The organism is Enhydrobacter sp. (assembly GCF_030246845.1).
Taxonomy (GTDB): Bacteria; Pseudomonadota; Alphaproteobacteria; order Reyranellales; family Reyranellaceae; genus Reyranella.
In genome coordinates this window covers 4,021,070-4,037,806 of the sequence record NZ_CP126889.1, presented here as the reverse complement: position 1 = coordinate 4,037,806, position 16,737 = coordinate 4,021,070, and the positions used below count along the sequence as shown (strand labels likewise).

The window sequence follows — 16,737 nt, the reverse complement described above, 5'->3', positions numbered from 1 at the left end:
TCCTGTTCGTGGCGCCTGGCCGGCATCAGAGGCCCGGCCGGGCCCTCTGGACCTGCAGGCGTTCGGCCTTGAGCTGCTCGGCGAGCAGGAAGGCCAGTTCCAGCGCCTGGCTGGCGTTGAGCCTGGGATCGCATTGCGTCTCGTAGCGTTCCACCAGGTTGTCGACCCTGATATCGACCGCGCCGCCGATGCACTCGGTGACCTCCTGGCCGGTCATCTCGAAATGGACGCCACCCGGATGCGTGCCCTCGGCGCGATGGACGGCGAAGAATTCCTTCACCTCGCGCAGGATCGCGTCGAAGTGGCGGGTCTTCTTGCCGTTGGCCGCGGTCACCGTGTTGCCGTGCATCGGATCGCACGACCACACCACCGAGTGGCCGGCGCGCTTCACCGCCCGCACGAGCGGCGGCAGCTTGGAAGCCACATTGTCCGCCCCCATGCGCACGATGACGACGATGCGGCCGGCCTCGTTCGCAGGATTGAGCGTCTCGATGAGGCGCAGCGTATCGTCGACCGACAGCGACGGCCCCGCCTTGAAGCCCAAGGGGTTGCGCACGCCTCTCAGAAACTCGACATGCGCCCCGTCAGGCTGACGCGTGCGGTCGCCGATCCACACCAGATGGGCCGAACAGTCGTACCAGTCGCCCGAGGTCGAATCGACTCGCGTCAGGGCTTCCTCATACTGCAGCAGCAACGCCTCGTGGCTGGTGAAGAAGTCGGTCTCGGCGATCTGCGGCGTCGTGGCCGAGGTGAGGCCGCAGGCAGCCATGAAGTTCAGCGTCTCGTCGAGCCGCGCGGCGAGGTCCTGGTAGCGTGCCGAGGCCGGCGAATTGCGGACGAAGTCGAGGTTCCAGCGATTGACCTCGTGCAGGTCGGCATAGCCGCCCTGGGCAAAGGCGCGCAGCAGGTTGAGCGTCGCCGCCGACTGGTTGTAGGCCTGCACCATGCGCTCGGGATCCGGCCGGCGTGCTTCGGCGGTGAACTCGAAGCCGTTCACGTTGTCGCCGCGATAGGACGGCAGCTCGATGCCGTTCGCCTTCTCGGTGCTCGAGGACCGCGGCTTGGCGAACTGGCCGGCCATGCGACCGACCTTCACAACCGGCACGCCGGCGCCGTAGGTCAGGACGACGGCCATCTGCAGGAGCACGCGGAACGTGTCGCGAATATTGTTGGCCGAGAAGTCGACGAAGCTCTCGGCGCAGTCTCCGCCCTGCAGCAGAAAGGCGTCGCCCGCCGCGACCTTGGCGAGCGCCGCCTTGAGCTTGCGCGCCTCGCCGGCAAAGACCAGCGGCGGGTAGCGCCGCAGCCGCGCCTCCGCGCCCGCCAGGGCGGCGGCGTCCGGATAGACCGGCATCTGCTGCGCCGGCCGGCCGCGCCAGCTCGTTGGCGTCCAGTCGGCGGCGCTCGAACTGCGGGACTGCGCCTTTCCGGCCGTCGGGGACGGTCCCTGGATCGCGGTCATTTGCTCCTCCTGCTCCCGAAGCCGAAGGGCGGCCCCCCGGGGTCGGTGAACTTATACGTGCTGTGGATAAAACGCCAGATGGCACCGCCGACGCCGGTCCTACTCGGCTGCCGCCTTTCGCGGCTCGGGCTCGGGGCGCGCCGTGCGCATGGTGACGAACTCCTCGCCGGCCGTCGGATGAATGCCGACGGTGGCATCGAACTGGGCCTTGGTTGCTCCGGCTTTCACGGCGACCGCAAGACCCTGGATCAGTTCCGCCGCATCGTCGCCGACCATGTGGACACCGACAACCTTGTCGGTCGCCGCCTCGACGATCAGCTTCATGAAGGTTCGCTGCTGACGGCCCGTCAGCGTGTATTTCATCGGCCGGAAGGCCGCGGTGTAGACGCGCAGCTCGCCCAGCGTGCGCGCCGCCTCCTCCTCGGTCAGACCGACATTGGCGAGCTCCGGTTGGCAGAAGACAGCCGACGGCACGTTCCGGTGGTCGGGCTTGCGCGGCTTGTTGCCGAACACCGAGTCGGCGAAGCAGTGTCCCTCCATGATCGCGACCGGCGTGAGGTTGATGCGATCGGTGACGTCGCCCACCGCCCAGATGTTCTCGGCCGTCGTCCTCGACCATTCATCGACCGCGATGGCGCCCGCCTTGTCGAGCTGCACGCCCGCCTTCTCCAGGCCGATGCCGGCGGTGTTGGGCGTCCGGCCGGTCGCGTACATCACCAGATCGGACTCGAACATGCCGCCGTTCGGCGTATGCAGCCGGAACGGGGCCTTGCCGTCTGCGGCTTCGATGCGTGCGATCTGGGTTTCTGTCCGTATCCTGACGCCGCTCGCGGCCAGCGCCTCGTGGACGAAGGTCCGGCACTCGTCATCGAAACCGCGCAGCACACGATCGCGCCGGATCACGAGATCGACCTCGCAGCCGAGACCGTTGAAGATGCCGGCGAACTCCACGGCGATGTAACCGCCGCCCACGATCGTGATCCGCCGGGGCAGCGGGTCGGGAAGGTGGAACGCCTCGTTCGAGGTGATCGCGAACTGATGCCCGGGAATGGGCGGCACCTCGGGCCGCCCTCCGGTCGCGATCAGGATCTTGTCCGTCGTGACGGTCTCGGCGCCGACCTCGATCGTGTGCCGGTCGAGAAGCCGGCCCCGGCCCATATGCAGCTTCACCCCCGCCCCGTCCAGCAGGCGGAGGTAGACGCCGTTCAGCCGGTCGACTTCCTTCTGCACGTTGTCGCGCAACGTGGCCCAGGTATGGGTGACCTCGCCCACCGACCAGCCGTAGGCGGGCGCATCCTCGAACTCGTGGGCGAACTTCGACCCGTAGACCAGCAGCTTCTTGGGCACGCAGCCGCGGATCACGCAGGTGCCGCCCACACGGTAGTCCTCGCAGATGCCGACGCGCGCACCGTGGCCAGCCGCGATGCGCGAGGCACGCACGCCGCCGGACCCGGCACCGATGACAAACAGGTCGTAGTCGTACGCCATTGGGAACCCCGAGAACAAAACCACGACACGGCGATGGTTCGGTCGCGGCTCCGACTATATCGGCCCTTGCATATGTGGGTAAGAGAACCTATACGTGTTTTTATCGTCAATAATACAATTATAGGTTGAAAACAATGCTGAAACTTGTTTCCCTGGCTGCGGCTCTCCTTGTCGCTGGCCCGGCTTTCGCAGCGCCCGACACCCAACCGGCCGAAGCCAAGCCAACACGCGCCACCAAGGGCGTGATGCGGTACGACGCCAATGGCGACGGCACCGTCGATCGTGCCGAATGGAATGCCGGCCAGGAGTCCCGGTTCAAGCAGCTCGATGCCAATGGCGACGGAAAGCTGAGCCAGGACGAGCTGTTTGCACGCGCATCGGCCGCTGGCGGCAACGCCACCCCGACCGAACGCCAGCTCCGACGTCGGGCCGCCTATTTCAACAGGCTCGACGGCGACAAGGACGGGGCCGTATCCAAGGACGAGTTCATGGCCCAGGCGAGCCGCAATTTCGCCCGTTGCGACCTCAACCGGGACGACCGCACCGACACCGCCGAATGCCGCCAAGCCTTGCGGCGCAAGCCCGGCCAGGCAGCCAAGGCAGACCGCTGAACGGCGAAGGAGAGGCCGTCGTCGCCGGCGGCCTTTCCTTCGCGGTTGTAGCGCGGGCGCGACCGCCTCTAGACGCTCTCCTCCTCGACGACATTGCCGAACAGCTTCCAGGTCTTGCCCTCGAAACGGGCGAGTTGCTCGGCCTGGATCGGGTAGTAGTCGGTGGGGCTGGTGCTGACGGTGATGCCCGGCAGCAGGAGCGGAACGCGGTATTTGTGGAAGCCGGCGGCCTGCTTCATCACGTTGGCCCGGGTCAGCATGTCGCCACAGCGGCGCAGCGTCTCGTGCATCAAGGTCGCCACCGAGAACGCATAGACGTAGAACGCGTCCGACGGATCGGCGCCCGCCATGTGCTTGGTCATGAAATCGCGCCAGGTCTTCATGTCGGCACTGCCGTCCCACTGCTTGTCGGTCGGATCCTTGAGATAGGCCGCGGTGACGATGCCCTGGCAGTTCTCGAAGCCCGCCGGCTGCATCACGCCGCCCACGGACGCCGAGACATTGTTGAGATACTGGATCGGCTTCCAGCCGAGCGCCGCCGCCTTGCGGATCGCCTGGGCGGCGAATTTCGGGATCGAGATATTGAAGAAGACGTTCGCCCCCGAGCCCTGCAGCTCGATGATTTGCGAATCGACGGTCGGGTCGGTGGTCTCGTAGGTCACGTGCTTGACGACGCGATCCGCTTCCTTTCCGAGTCCGGCCTTGAACCCGTTCCAGTAGTCCTTGCCATAGTCGTCGTTCTGCATCAGCACGCCGATCTTGGGATTCTTGACATTGGCCAGGATGTGCTTGGCGTAGATCACGGCCTCGGTGCGGTAGTCGGGCTGATAGCCCATCGTCCAGGGAAAGTGCTTTGGGTCGCCCCATTTGGAAGCGCCTGTCGCAACGTAGAGCTGCGGCACCTTCTTCTGGTTCATATATTTGTGGATCGCCGTGTTGGTCGGTGTGCCCAGCGTGTTGAAAAGGCAGAGCACCCCGTCCTGCTCGACCAGCTTGCGCGTCACCTCGACCGACTTGGGCGGGCTGTAGCCATCATCGTAGGTGATGAAATTGATCCTGCGACCGTTGATGCCGCCGGCCTCGTTCACCATTTTCCAGTAGGCTTGGTGAGCCTGTCCGATCACGCCGTAGGACGAGGCCGGCCCGCTGTACGGGCAGAAGTGACCGACCTTGATTTCGCTGTCGCTGGCGCCTTCGTCGTACTTCTTCTCGGCCCAGGCGGTCCGGGCAGCCGGCAGGAGAAGGGCGGCGGAGACGCCTCCGAGAAAGCCGCGCCTGTTCGTACGCATATTTCCTCCATTGCGTTCGACTCCCCGGTCATCGAACCGTCTGGCGGAAAAGCGGCATTGTGATGGCGCAGCATCAGGCAAAAGGCCGCCGGGAACCGGCGGCCTTCGACCGCTCCTGCAAAGGCAGGCTCAGCTGCTTTCGGCGTGCATCACGTCGCCGAACAGATCCCACGTCTCGCCCTTGAAGCGCGAGAGCTGGACCGCCTGGAGCGGATAGTAGTCCGTCGGGCTGGTGTTGACGGTGATGCCCGGCAGCACCAGCGGCAGTTGCAGGTTGTGGAAGCTGGCGGCCTGCTTCATCACGTTCGCGCGCGTCAGGTCGTCGCCGCACTTCTTCAGCGTCTCCACCATCAGCGTCGCCACGGCATAGGCGAAGACGTAGGCGCCGTCGGACGTGTTCTCGCCCGGCATGTTCTTGGCCATCCAGGCGCGCCAGGTCTTCATGTCGGGCGCGTTCTCCCACTGCTTGTCGGTCGGATCCTTGAGATAGGCCGCCGTGATGATGCCCTGGCTGTTTTGGAAACCGGCCGGCTTCATCACCGCGGCGACCGACGCCGACACGTTGGTCATGTAGTGTGCCGGCTTCCAACCGATGTCTGCCGCCTTGCGGATCGCCTGGGCCGCGAACTTCGGCGTGGAAACGTTGAAGAGTGCGTTCGCGCCCGAGTCCTTGAGCTGGATGATCTGCGAGTCAACGGTCGGATCGGTGATCTCGTAGGTGACGTGCTTCACGATCTTGTCGGCGTCCTTGCCAAGCGACTTCTTGAAGCCGTCGACATAGTCCTTGCCGAAATCGTCGTTCTGCATCAGCACGCCGATCTTGGGGTCTTTCACGTTGGCCAGGATGTGCTTGGCATAGATCTGGCCTTCGGTGTTGTAGTCGGGCTGGAAGCCCATGGTCCATGGGAAGTGCTTGGGGTCACCCCACTTGGATGCGCCGGTCGATATGTAAAGGTGCGGAATCTTCTTCTGGTTGACGTACTTGTGGATCGCCGTGTTGGTCGGCGTTCCCAGCGTCTGGAACAGCAGCAGCACCTTGTCCTGTTCGACCAGCCGACGGACGGCTTCCACCGTCTTCGGCGGGCTGTAGCCGTCGTCGTAGGTGATGAAGTCGATCTTGCGGCCGTTGATGCCGCCTGCCTCGTTGATCGCCTTGAAGAAGGCCTGATGCGACTTGCCGATCACGCCGTAGGCGGAAGCGGGCCCACTATAGGGGCAGCAATGACCGATCTTGATCTCGGTATCGCTTGCGCCCTCGTCGTACTTTTTCTGACCCAACGCCACGCTGGACGACGATACGATGGCGGCAGCAGAAACGCCGCCAATGAAACCACGCCGACTGGTCTTCAACGTCACCTCCTGGGTTATCGTTATGCGGAAGCAGCGTCGCTGCAAAAGCGCGGATTGAAAAGCCCCTGAGTCGCGCTGTGCCGCCAAGCAAAAAGGCCGCCGGAACCCGGCGGCCTCAGGCCGCTGACAAACCCCGTCGATTTTTCAGCGGGGTTTTTTGTTGATGGTGTTGGAATTTGATCGGATCAGGCCGGAACGGGGATAGGCGCCATTGCGAGAGCGATTTTCTTGATGTTCTGGGCAGCGGCAGCCAGCAAGCACTGGCAGGCCACGGCGAGGAGACCACGGAAGCGGGCATAGCGGTGGCCGTGGAGTTGCTTGGCATCAGCGAAGGAGCGTTCGACCGTCTCCTTGCGTCGCTTGTAGATGCGCTTGCCCCAAGGGGTCAGCCGATGAGCGTCGGTGCGCTCGCGAACCTCGGCCCAGACATGACGGGTAATCAGGCGCGTTGCGTTGGCGCTGGACGTACAGGAAGCGAGCAACGGGCAGGCTCTGCAAATGGCCGGATCGCTGGTGTAGTGTCGATATCCGGTGCGATCGGTGGTGGCGTAGGTGAGAAGCTGGCCCTGCGGACACCGATAGCCATCCACCTCTGCCTCATAGTGGAAGGCCTTGTTCGGCATCATGCCGGATCGCGGCGGCGTCGGTCGGCGATAGCCGATCACGCCCAGTACACCGCGCTCCTCCAAGCCCTTGGCAATGCCAGTGGTCGCATAACCGGCATCGAGGCCGACGGCGCCGACATTGAAGTCGAAGCGGCGGCGTTGGCGGTCGAGGCGGCCGAGATACACGATGGAATCATGCACGTTGGCGGGCGTCGCATAGGTGTCAGTGATGATGCCCAGGCGACCATCGACCGTGCGGTGGTCGAGATAGAAGAAGCCCTTCGGCTTGCCGTCACGCACCATGTAGCCGCTCTCCGGATCGGTGCGTGAGACCTTGGTCTCCTTCTCGATCGGCTGGCGCGCTTTGTCCTTCAGCGGCTTCTTGCCGTGCGCGGCACGATCCTCCCCGATCGCTGCATCAAGCGCATCCCAATAGTCCGAACGCGACTTGGCGACCACGGCAACGTCATAGCGGTTCTTGTTGGCGTTGGCCTTCAGGTGCGTCGAGTCGGTGTACAGCACCGTGCCATCGACCAGGCCGTGACGGATCGCCTGCTCCACGATCGCATCGAAGATGTCCTGCGCGACCGACGTGTCGTTGTAGCGCCGGCGTCGGTTCTGCGACAGCGTCGAGGCGTCGAATACCGGATCGGTCAGCTTCAGCCCCAAAAACCAGCGATAGGCGATGTTGACCTCGATCTCGCGCACCAACTGCCGTTCGGAGCGGATCCCGAACAGGTAGCCAATGAACAGGGCCTTGAACATCGCCACCGGATCCAGCGGCGGGCGCCCATTGTCGGGGCAGTAAAGCCCCGCCACACGCTCATGGATAAACGAGAAATCGATCACCGCTTCAATCTTGCGGAGCAGGTGATCCTTCGGAACCAGACCCTCGATCGCCACGAGTTCGAGTTCGATCTGTTGCGGTAGCGCCTTCTTCAGCATACCGCCTTGAATCAAAAACCCCTGGCAAATGCCAGGGGTTTGTCAGCGGTCTGAGGCCGCCGGAACCCGGCGGCCTTTCCCGTTGCTGCGAGCACAGGAAATTCAGGTGCTCTCGGCCGACATGACCTCGCCGAACAGGTCCCAGGTCTCGCCCTTGAACTTCTCGAGCTGCACCGACTGGATGGGATAGAAGTCGGTCGGGCTGGTGTTGATGGTGATGCCCGGCAGCAGGCACGGCACGCGGAACTTCTTGAAGCTCGAGGCCTGCTTCATGAGGTTGGCGCGCGTCAGCGCGTCGCCGCACCGCTTCAGGGTCTCGTGCATCAGGAACGAGACGCTGTAGGCATAGACGTAATTGGCATCCGCCTGGTTGGCGCCGGGCATGTACTTCGTCATCCAGTCGCGCCACACCTTCAGCTCGGCGTCGTCCGCCCAGCGCTTGTCAGTCGGATCCTTCAGGTAGGCCGCCGTGATGATGCCCTGGGCATTGTCGAAGCCCGCTGGCTTCAATACCGCGGCGACCGAGGCCGAGACGTTCGTCATGTACTGCGCCGGCTTCCAGCCGATGTCTGCCGCCTTGCGGATCGCCTGAGCGGCGAACTTCGGGGTCGCCACGTTGAAGAACACGTTGGCGCCGGTATCCTTGAGCTGGATGATCTGCGACTCGACGGTCGGATCGGTCACCTCGTAGCTAGCGATCTTGGCGATCCGGTTGGTTTCGCCGCCCAGTCCCTTCTTGAAACCGTCGACATAGTCCTTACCGAAGTCGTCGTTCTGCATCAGGATCGCGATCTTGGCGTCCTTGATGCTCGCCAGGATGTGCTTGGCGTAGATCTGGCCCTCAGTGTTGTAGTCGGGCTGATAGCCCATGGTCCACGGGAAGTGCTTGGGATCGCCCCACTTCGAGGCGCCCGTCGCCACGTAGAGCTGCGGCACCTTCTTGTGATTCAGATACTTGTGGACCGCCGTGTTGGGCGGTGTCCCGAGTATGTTGAAGGTGCAGAAGACCTTGTCCTGCTCGACGAGCTGGCGGACCGCTTCGACTGTTTTCGCCGGATTGTATCCGTCATCCAAGGTAATGAACTTGACCTTGCGACCGTTGATGCCGCCCTGGTCATTGACCATTTTCCAGTAGCCGTCGATGCCCTTGCCGATCACGCCATAGGCGGATGCGGGACCGCTATAGGCAAAGGTGTTGCCGATCTTGATCTCGGTGTCGGTCGCACCGTCGTCGTACTTCTTCTCCGCGAACGCCGAGCCGGACAACAAAGCGGCGGCCGATACGCCGCCGATGAACGTACGCCTGTTCGTCTTCACTGACTTTACCCTCCCAAACACCAAAAGATGCGCGACTTTTCTCCGAAAGGCGCGGGAAAGGAAAGCGGCGAAAGGAAGCGGCAAAGGAAAGGCCGTCGAGGACTCGACGGCCTTTCGACAGATTTTGCAGTTCGCCCCTCGAAACCGGAGTTATGCACTCTCCGAGTGCATGATCTCACCGAACAGGCTCCAGCTCTCGCCCTTGAAGCGCGCAAGCTGGACCGCCTGGATCGGGTAGAAATCCGTTGGGCTGGTATTGACGAGAATACCGGGCAGCAGCATCGGTATCCTGAATTTCTGGAACGAGGCAGCCTGCTTCATCAGGTTCTCACGGGTCAGCGTGTTGCCGCACCGCTTCAGCGTCTCGTGCATGAGCGTGCTCACGGTATAGCCGTAGACGTGATTGGCATCGGCCTTGTTGGCGCCGGGCATCCACTTGTCCATCCAGGCGCGCCAGGTCTTCATCTCGGCGTCGGAGTCCCATTGCTTGTCGGTCGCGTCCTTCAGGTAGAAGGCGGTGAGGATGCCCTGGCTGTTGTCGAAGCCCGCCGGCTTCATCACCGCCGCGACCGAGACCGAGACGTTCACGAGGTACTGCGCCGGCTTCCAGCCGATGTCGGCCGCCTTGCGGATCGCCTGCGCGGCCTGCTTCGGCGCCGAGATGTTGACGAAGACGCTGGCGCCGGAGTCCTTGAGCTGGATCACCTGGCTGTCGACGGTCGGATCGGTCACCTCGTAGGTCACGTGCTTGATGATCCGGTTGGCTTCCTTGCCCAGGCCCTGCTGGAGGCCACCGAAATAGTCGCGCCCGAAATCGTCGTTCTGCATCAGGACGCCGATCTTGGCGTCCTTGACGTTGGCCAGGATGTGCTTGGCATAGATCACGGCCTCGGTGTGGTAGTCCGGCTGGAAGCCCATGGTCCAGGGGAAGTGCTTGGGGTCGCCCCACTTCGACGCCCCGGTCGCGACGTAGAGCTGCGGCACCTTCTTCTGGTTCATGTACTTGTGGATGGCCGTGTTGCACGGCGTGCCGAGCGACTGGAACAGGGCGAAGATCTTCTCCTGCTCGACGAGCTGGCGCACGACCTCGACCGTCTTGGGCGGCGAGTAGCCGTCGTCGAGCGAGATGAAGTTCACCTTGCGGCCGTTGATGCCGCCGGCCGCATTGACGCTCTTCCAGTAGGCATCGATGGTCTTGCCGATCGCGCCATAGGATGAAGCCGGGCCGCTATAGGGGTTGGTGTTGCCGATCTTGATCTCGGTATCGGTGACGCCTTCGTCGTACTTCTTCTGGCCGAACGCGATACCGGAGCTCGAGACTATGGCGGCAGCCGAGACACTGCCGATAAACGTACGCCTGCTGGTTCTCACTCTTTCCTCCCTTGAAATCGGCGGCTGCGGAACGTGCAACCCCCTTCCCAAACTGACCGTTCCTCCGGTCAGATGCTCTTGACGGACATCGCTTCGGCGAACCGGTCACGTGCCGACATGCCGTCCACGAACCTACGCCTGCCTGCCCTCGTCCTCCCTCCTTAGTGACGAAGGCCGCCGACATGGCCGGCGGCCCCCATCCGGGCTGTTCGATCAGCTGCTCTCCGCATGCATGATGTCGCCGAACTGGTCCCACGATTCCTTGTTGAACCGGGCGAGCCGAATCGCCTGGATCGGATAGAAGTCGGTCGCGCTGGTATTGATGGTGATCCCCGGCAGCAACAACGGAACCCGGAACTTCTGGAAGCCTGCCGCCTGCTTCATCAGGTTGGCGCGCGTCAGGTTGTCACCGCATCTCTTCAGCGTTTCCTCCATCAGATGCGCTACCGAGTAGGCATAGACGTAGGCGGCATCCGCGGTGTTTGCGCCCGGCATGCGCTTGGCCATGAAATCATGCCAGCCCTTCATATCGGCGTTCGTGTCCCACTGATGGTCGGTCGGATCCATCAGGTACTGGCTGCTGATGATGCCCTGGCAGTTTTCGTAGCCGGCCGGCTTCATCGTGGCGGCGACCGACGCCGACACATTGTTCAGATACTGGATCGGCTTCCAGCCGATGTCGGCCGCCTTGCGGATCGCCTGCGCGGCAAACTTCGGAATCGAAATGTTGAAGAAGACATTGGCGCCGGAATCCTTGAGTTGGATGACCTGGCTGTCGACCGTCGGGTCAGTCGTCTCGTAGCTGGCATGCTTGACGATCTGGCCGACATCCTTGCCAAGGCCTTTCTTGAAGCCCTCGAAGTAGTCCTTGCCGTAGTCGTCGTTCTGCATCAGCACGCCAATCCTGGCATTCTTGATGTTGGCCAGGATGTGCTTGGCGTAGATGACCGCCTCGGTCTGGTAGTCGGGCTGGTAGCCCATGGTCCAGGGAAAGTGCTTGGGATCGCCCCATTTCGACGCGCCGGTCGCAACGTAGAGTTGCGGCACCTTCTTCTGGTTCATGTACTTGTGGATCGCCGTGTTGCACGGCGTGCCAAGCGTGTTGAAGGTGCATAGCACCCTGTCCTCTTCAACAAGCTTGCGCACCATCTCGACGGTCTTTGGCGGGCTGTAGCCGTCGTCGTAGGTGATGAAGTTGATCTTGCGGCCGTTGATGCCGCCCCGGTCGTTGACCGCCTTCCAGTAGGCTTGATGAAGCTTGCCGATCACGCCGTACGAGGACGCCGGCCCACTGTAGGGATTGGTGTGACCGATCTTGACCTCGGTGTCGCTGGCTCCTTCGTCGTACTTCTTCTCAGCGAACGCCACCCGGGTACCGGAAAGAATCGCCGCGGCCGATACGCCGGCCACGAACGCACGCCTGTTGGTCTTGTACATATAGGCCTCCTTGTTTTCTTACTCCATGCACTACCCTCACGCTAAAAGTGGAACCTTGATAACGACCTAGCTGCGGCGCAGCCGCCGGATCAGCGCGAAAAGCCCGCCGGCAATACCCATGGGCATCAGGTACATCAGAACGATCAGCAGGATACCGAAGACGGTATACGCCGACAGATCGAACTGCAGCCCTATGTCGTTCTTGACGAAAGTCGAAAGCGCCTGCGCCGAATTGTCGACGAGCACGTAGAAGATACCACCGATGACCGAGCCGGTCAGCGAGCCGACGCCGCCCACGACCAAGCCGATCAGGAACTTGATCGACAGGAAGAAGCTGAAGCTGTCAGGCGCCACGAAGGCGACCGCCGACGCCGACAGGGCGCCCGCGATGCCGGTATAGGCGGCGCTGATGCCAAAGGTCACGGTCTTGTAGAGCGCGGTGTTGATGCCCATCGTGCCGGCCGCGATGGGGTAGTCGCGGATCGCCATCATCGCCCGGCCGCTGCGGCTGTTCAGCATGTTGGCCGCGGCCCAGTAGAGGATCAGCATCACGATCAGGCAGTAGTAATAGAGCCACTGGTCCTCGGTCAGCGGCAGGCCGAACGGCACCTCGGGCTTCAGCAGCACGATGCCCTGCACGCCGCCCGTCAGGTCCTCGAGCCACTTGTATTTCAGGATTTGCGGCACTGCGAGCGCCAGCGCGAAGGTAGCGAGCGCCAGATAGTGCCCTTCGAGCTTGAGCGCCGGCAGGCCGAACAGGTAGCCGACGATGAACGACAGGACTGCCGCCGCCGGCAGGGTCAGGTAGTAGGGACAGTCGAGCTTGTCCATCAGGATCGCGGCGGTGTACGCGCCGACCGCGTAGAAGGCGCTGTGCCCGAGCGAGATCTGGCCGTTGAAGCCCGTCAGCAGGTTGAGACCGAGCACCGCGATCGAGGCGATGATCATGGTGCTGACCAGGAACAGTCGGTAGTTCGAGACCAGGTCCGGCATCAGCGGATGGAAGAGCGGGATCACGATGGCGAGCGCGACCAGCACCGCCACCCATTTTCTGCTGGCGTGCGCCCGCATCTTACACCCTCTTCACGACGACACGGCCGAACAGGCCGGCCGGCTTCAAGGTAAGCACGAAGATCACGATGATCAGCGCGACGGTGAGCTTCTCGCCGTTGCCGATGATGTAGACGCCGGTCAGCTTCTCGATCTGGTTTCCGGTATAGGCGACCATGTTCTCGAGCACCCCGACGATGAAGCCGCCGGCGACAGCGCCACCGGGGTTGCCGATGCCGCCGATCAGCGCCGCGGCGAAGGCGTAAAGCAGGATGCCGCCCATCATGTTGGGATCGAGGTAGACGATATGGGCCACCATGATGCCCGCCACCGCGCCCACCGCGGCGGCGAGCCCCCAGCCCAGCGCCAGCATCCAGTCCACCCGCACGCCGACCAGGCGCGCCATCTGGGGGTTCTGCGCCGCCGCCCGCATGGCAAGGCCGAGCGGCGTGAAGCGGAAGAACGCGAACAGGAAGCCGAGCACGATCAGCGTGACCAGGACGACGCCGAGCTGGTGCGGACCGATGACGCCGGCCAGGCCGAAGGCGCTCTTGGGGAACGGCGAGGGGTATTCCTTGATCAGGTAGCTCCAGATCGCCCCCGCCATCGAGTTGCAGATCGCGAGCAGGCCGATGAAGACGACCACGACGGACAGGACAGGCGCGTTGTGAAGAGGTCGGAGGATGACCCTTTCGATCACCACCCCCATCACGAACGAGATCACCACGGCGCCGACGAAGGCCACCCAGAAGTTCAGCCCCCACTGCATCAACTGCCAGCTTATGTAGGTGCTGAACATCGCCATCTCGCCCTGGGCGAAATTGAGATGGTCGGTCGAGACGTAGATCATCACCAGCGCCAGTGCCACGCAGGCATAGATGGCGCCGTTGGCGAGGCCGGAGGCGAGCTGTTCGAGGAATTGTTCCATCGCTAAGGGTCTCCGTGCCTTAGTAGCCGAGGTAGGACTTGCGGATATTCTCGTCGTTCTTGACGACCTCGGACGAGCCCGACATCACCACCCGGCCGGTCTCGAGAACGTAGGCATGCGAGGCGAGTTCGAGCGCCAGCGCCGCGTTCTGCTCCACCAGCAGGATGCTCACCTTCTCCTCGTCGTTGATGCGTTTCAGGATCCGGAAGATCTCCAGGACGATCAAGGGCGCTAGGCCGAACGACGGCTCGTCGAGCAGCATCAGCCGAGGCTTCAGCATCAGAGCGCGGGCGATCGCCAGCATCTGCTGCTCGCCGCCCGACAGCGTGCCGGCCTGCTGCTGGATGCGCTCCTTCAGGCGCGGGAAATAGGCAAAAACGCGTTCGAGCTCGGCCTTTACAGCGGCCTTGTCCTTGCGCGTATAGGCGGCGATGCGCAGGTTCTCGTCGACAGTGAGCGAGGTGAACGTGCCGCGTCCCTCGGGCACGTGGGCGATCCGAAGGCGCACGATCTCCTCGGTCGCCCTGCCCCGAATGTCGCGCCCATCGAAGCGGATCGTACCGTCGGTCCGCACCATGTTGCAGATGGCGCGCAGCGTCGTTGTCTTGCCGGCGCCGTTCGCCCCGAGCAGGGTCGTGATTCCTCCGGTCGGAATCTCGAAATTCACGTCGTAGAGCGACTGGGTGGGACCATAGAAAGCCTTGAGCGCCTTCACTTCCAGCAGCGCCGCCATCATGAAGTCCCCAGATAGGCGCGGATCACTTCGGGATCGCGCTGCACCTCGGCGGGCGATCCATCGGCGATCTTCTTGCCGAAGTCGATCGCCACGACCTTGTCCGAAACCGACATCACCAGGCTCATGTGATGCTCGACGAGCAGCACCGTCACGTGCTGGGTGTCGCGGACACGCTTGATCTGTCCCTTGAGCACCTCGATCTCGTCGTGGTTGAGGCCGGCGGCCGGCTCATCGAGCAGCAGGAGCTTGGGGCTCGACGCCAGCGCGCGGGCCAGTTCGACGCGCTTGCGGATGGGGAACGGCAGCGGGCCCGCCAGGGCATTGGTATACGGCACGAGATCCATGAACTCGATCAGCTCGCGGGCGCGCGTCTCGATGCGCTGTTCCTCGTGCCGGACTTTGGGCAGCCGCAGGGCGTTGTCGAAGAAGCTGGTGGAGCTCACGCTGTGACAGCCGACCTTCACGTTGTCGAGCACCGACAAGCGGTCGAACAGGGCAACGTTCTGGAAGGTGCGGCCAATGCCGATCTGCGGGATGTCGTGCCGCGGCCGACCGAGGATCGACTTGCCCTCGAACAGGACGTCGCCGCTGTTCGGCGTATAAAGCCGGCTGAGACAGTTGAAAAGCGTGGTCTTGCCCGCGCCGTTGGGGCCGATCAGACCGGCGACCTGTCCCGTGAAAACATCGAACGTGACGCCGTCCAGCGCCACGATTCCGCCGAAGCGGACCGAAACATCGCGCACGCTGAGGAGCGCGGAGCCGTTGGAAGAAGACGGTTCTGCCATGTGTACAGTGGTTCCGCTGCTCGCATATTTCAGCATGCTCACAACGCGGAATTACCCTTGCCTCCCAAGTACTTGCGGCCCTTCTCCGAAGCCTGCAGAGCCCGCACGATGGCCCATCCGGACGATCGAAGCAACTCAAATGGCACTGAGCCATGCTTTTGGCGCGATTGCGTCGCAGGAAAGTGCTGCAGCGCGGACGTTGACACCGGTCGCGTTGCCGCCGATACGGATTGCCCCTTCAGGACTCGCCAGCTTTCCGCCCATGAAACGCGCCTTCTGTCTGACTCTCGCCGCCGCCGTTGCGGTGACGGTTCCAGCCGCCGCCCAGACGCCGGCACCGGCCCATCCGACGACGCCGAAGGCGACTGCGCCGGCGGCTCCTTCTCCTTCCCCGACGCCGGCGCCGGGGACCCTCGGACCGTCCGCACCGGCGGCGAACGCAACGCCGCAAGACGGACACAACGCCCCGATCCCCCTTCCCGCGTGGTTCCACGAGATCGACACGGCGAACAAAGGGGAAGTGACGCGCGAGCAATTCCTGAAGTACCGAATGAAGACGTTCGAGCAGCTCGATACCAACAAGGACGGCAAGCTTTCGCTCGACGAGTTCCTGAAAGTGGCGGAACCGCCGTTCTCTCATGACGGCAAGGGACTGCCGTCACTGGAGGAGCGCCGCACGCGCGCGCGCGCCGAGTTCCAGAACCTGGACACCAATCGCGACGGCTTCGTCGAGCGCGCCGAGGCGGAGGCCGTGGTCCACGCCGAGTTCAATCAGTATGACACGGACCGGGACAACAAAGTCACCGAGCCGGAGCTCCGGCTGATCGTCCAGCAGGCCATGCAGCGGGCGGCGGCCCAGCGCCAGCAGGCCGAGGCCCAGCGTCGCCAGGGCCTGGTGGCCATCAACGACTTCATCGACATGCAACTGCGCGAGGCCGATCACCTCGACAAGAACGGTGACGGCAAGGTGACGCGCGATGAATTCCTCGCGGTGGTGGCCGGCCCGCCGGATGGCCCGAAGGCCAAGGGCCTGCCCCCCTACGAGATGCGTCGCCAGATCGCCCTGCACAAGTTCAACGAGATCGACACCAACAAGGACGGCGTGCTCGATCGCGTCGAATGGACCGCGAATGCCGTCAAGCAGTTCATCGAGCTCGACCTCAACAAGGACCACTTCCTGAACGAGGACGAGTTCAAGAAGGCCCAGGCGGCCGAAGGCGCCAAGCTCAGGGCGCTGGTGCAGACCCTGGCTCCTGCGAAGCCGCCCCGGCCCGCGCCCGCTCCGGCGCCGGCCCAGCCGAAGCCTGCCCCGCTACCTCAGGGATTGGCGCCCGGCCTGCCGCAGGGAACGCGCTGAGACGCC

Annotated in this window: 14 protein-coding genes; 2 read left to right on the top strand and 12 right to left on the bottom strand. The window is 63.4% G+C overall.

Features of this window, described 5'->3' with window-relative positions; all coding sequences use genetic code 11:
- Positions 1 to 25: 25 nt before the first annotated feature.
- Together OJF58_RS20130 and gor are read right to left on the bottom strand one after the other, a co-directional pair.
- Positions 26 to 1,462 (bottom strand): class II 3-deoxy-7-phosphoheptulonate synthase, encoded by a 1,437-nt coding sequence (locus OJF58_RS20130; protein ID WP_300779528.1) that lies wholly within the window; start codon positions 1,460 to 1,462, stop codon positions 26 to 28.
- 99 nt (positions 1,463 to 1,561) lie between these two features.
- Entirely contained in the window at positions 1,562 to 2,950 is a 1,389-nt protein-coding gene (gor, locus tag OJF58_RS20125; RefSeq protein WP_300779527.1) for a glutathione-disulfide reductase, read from the bottom strand.
- A gap of 134 nt (positions 2,951 to 3,084) precedes the next feature.
- On the opposite strand from gor, the gene OJF58_RS20120 reads away from it, so the two are divergent.
- Positions 3,085 to 3,561, top strand: coding sequence for an EF-hand domain-containing protein (locus tag OJF58_RS20120; RefSeq protein WP_300779526.1), 477 nt, complete (start codon positions 3,085 to 3,087; stop codon positions 3,559 to 3,561).
- A 68-nt stretch (positions 3,562 to 3,629) separates the two neighbouring features.
- Here the strand turns inward: OJF58_RS20120 and OJF58_RS20115 are convergent, their stop codons facing one another.
- From OJF58_RS20115 to OJF58_RS20070, 10 genes are all read right to left on the bottom strand, one after another.
- Entirely contained in the window at positions 3,630 to 4,850 is a 1,221-nt protein-coding gene (locus tag OJF58_RS20115; RefSeq protein WP_300779525.1) for an ABC transporter substrate-binding protein, read from the bottom strand.
- 129 nt (positions 4,851 to 4,979) lie between these two features.
- Positions 4,980 to 6,200, bottom strand: coding sequence for an ABC transporter substrate-binding protein (locus OJF58_RS20110; RefSeq protein ID WP_300779524.1), 1,221 nt, complete (start codon positions 6,198 to 6,200; stop codon positions 4,980 to 4,982).
- Between the two features lie 185 nt (positions 6,201 to 6,385).
- On the bottom strand, positions 6,386 to 7,750 hold the full coding sequence (locus OJF58_RS20105; RefSeq protein ID WP_300778177.1) for an IS1182 family transposase: 1,365 nt from the start codon (positions 7,748 to 7,750) through the stop codon (positions 6,386 to 6,388).
- Between the two features lie 102 nt (positions 7,751 to 7,852).
- Complete coding sequence (locus tag OJF58_RS20100) at positions 7,853 to 9,043, bottom strand: ABC transporter substrate-binding protein (RefSeq protein WP_300785327.1); 1,191 nt, start codon at positions 9,041 to 9,043, stop codon at positions 7,853 to 7,855.
- 174 nt (positions 9,044 to 9,217) lie between these two features.
- A complete protein-coding gene (locus tag OJF58_RS20095) occupies positions 9,218 to 10,438 on the bottom strand; it encodes an ABC transporter substrate-binding protein (protein WP_300779523.1) in 1,221 nt (406 codons plus the stop codon).
- A gap of 213 nt (positions 10,439 to 10,651) precedes the next feature.
- The gene (locus OJF58_RS20090; protein WP_300779522.1) at positions 10,652 to 11,875 is read right to left on the bottom strand and encodes an ABC transporter substrate-binding protein; all 1,224 of its coding nucleotides are present in this window, start codon (positions 11,873 to 11,875) and stop codon (positions 10,652 to 10,654) included.
- A gap of 66 nt (positions 11,876 to 11,941) precedes the next feature.
- Entirely contained in the window at positions 11,942 to 12,946 is a 1,005-nt protein-coding gene (locus OJF58_RS20085; RefSeq protein ID WP_300779521.1) for a branched-chain amino acid ABC transporter permease, read from the bottom strand.
- Position 12,947: 1 nt separating this feature from the next.
- Positions 12,948 to 13,853: a branched-chain amino acid ABC transporter permease gene (locus OJF58_RS20080; RefSeq protein WP_300779520.1), complete on the bottom strand. Its 906-nt coding sequence runs from the start codon at positions 13,851 to 13,853 to the stop codon at positions 12,948 to 12,950.
- A 19-nt stretch (positions 13,854 to 13,872) separates the two neighbouring features.
- Positions 13,873 to 14,586 (bottom strand): ABC transporter ATP-binding protein, encoded by a 714-nt coding sequence (locus OJF58_RS20075; RefSeq protein ID WP_300785325.1) that lies wholly within the window; start codon positions 14,584 to 14,586, stop codon positions 13,873 to 13,875.
- The gene (locus OJF58_RS20070) at positions 14,586 to 15,374 is read right to left on the bottom strand and encodes an ABC transporter ATP-binding protein (protein WP_300779519.1); all 789 of its coding nucleotides are present in this window, start codon (positions 15,372 to 15,374) and stop codon (positions 14,586 to 14,588) included. The genes OJF58_RS20075 and OJF58_RS20070 overlap by 1 nt, the downstream gene beginning before the upstream one ends.
- On the opposite strand from OJF58_RS20070, the gene OJF58_RS20065 reads away from it, so the two are divergent.
- Positions 15,352 to 16,731 (top strand): EF-hand domain-containing protein, encoded by a 1,380-nt coding sequence (locus OJF58_RS20065; protein WP_300779518.1) that lies wholly within the window; start codon positions 15,352 to 15,354, stop codon positions 16,729 to 16,731. The genes OJF58_RS20070 and OJF58_RS20065 overlap by 23 nt on opposite strands.
- Positions 16,732 to 16,737: the final 6 nt, after the last annotated feature.

Coding starts and splice junctions, on each gene's coding strand:
- OJF58_RS20130 (WP_300779528.1), bottom strand. CDS start 1,462: ATGACCGCGATCCAGGGACCGTCCCCGACGGCCGGAAAGGCGCAGTCC.
- gor (WP_300779527.1), bottom strand. CDS start 2,950: ATGGCGTACGACTACGACCTGTTTGTCATCGGTGCCGGGTCCGGCGGC.
- OJF58_RS20120 (WP_300779526.1), top strand. CDS start 3,085: ATGCTGAAACTTGTTTCCCTGGCTGCGGCTCTCCTTGTCGCTGGCCCG.
- OJF58_RS20115 (WP_300779525.1), bottom strand. CDS start 4,850: ATGCGTACGAACAGGCGCGGCTTTCTCGGAGGCGTCTCCGCCGCCCTT.
- OJF58_RS20105 (WP_300778177.1), bottom strand. CDS start 7,750: ATGCTGAAGAAGGCGCTACCGCAACAGATCGAACTCGAACTCGTGGCG.
- OJF58_RS20090 (WP_300779522.1), bottom strand. CDS start 11,875: ATGTACAAGACCAACAGGCGTGCGTTCGTGGCCGGCGTATCGGCCGCG.
- OJF58_RS20085 (WP_300779521.1), bottom strand. CDS start 12,946: ATGCGGGCGCACGCCAGCAGAAAATGGGTGGCGGTGCTGGTCGCGCTC.
- OJF58_RS20080 (WP_300779520.1), bottom strand. CDS start 13,853: ATGGAACAATTCCTCGAACAGCTCGCCTCCGGCCTCGCCAACGGCGCC.
- OJF58_RS20075 (WP_300785325.1), bottom strand. CDS start 14,586: ATGGCGGCGCTGCTGGAAGTGAAGGCGCTCAAGGCTTTCTATGGTCCC.
- OJF58_RS20070 (WP_300779519.1), bottom strand. CDS start 15,374: ATGGCAGAACCGTCTTCTTCCAACGGCTCCGCGCTCCTCAGCGTGCGC.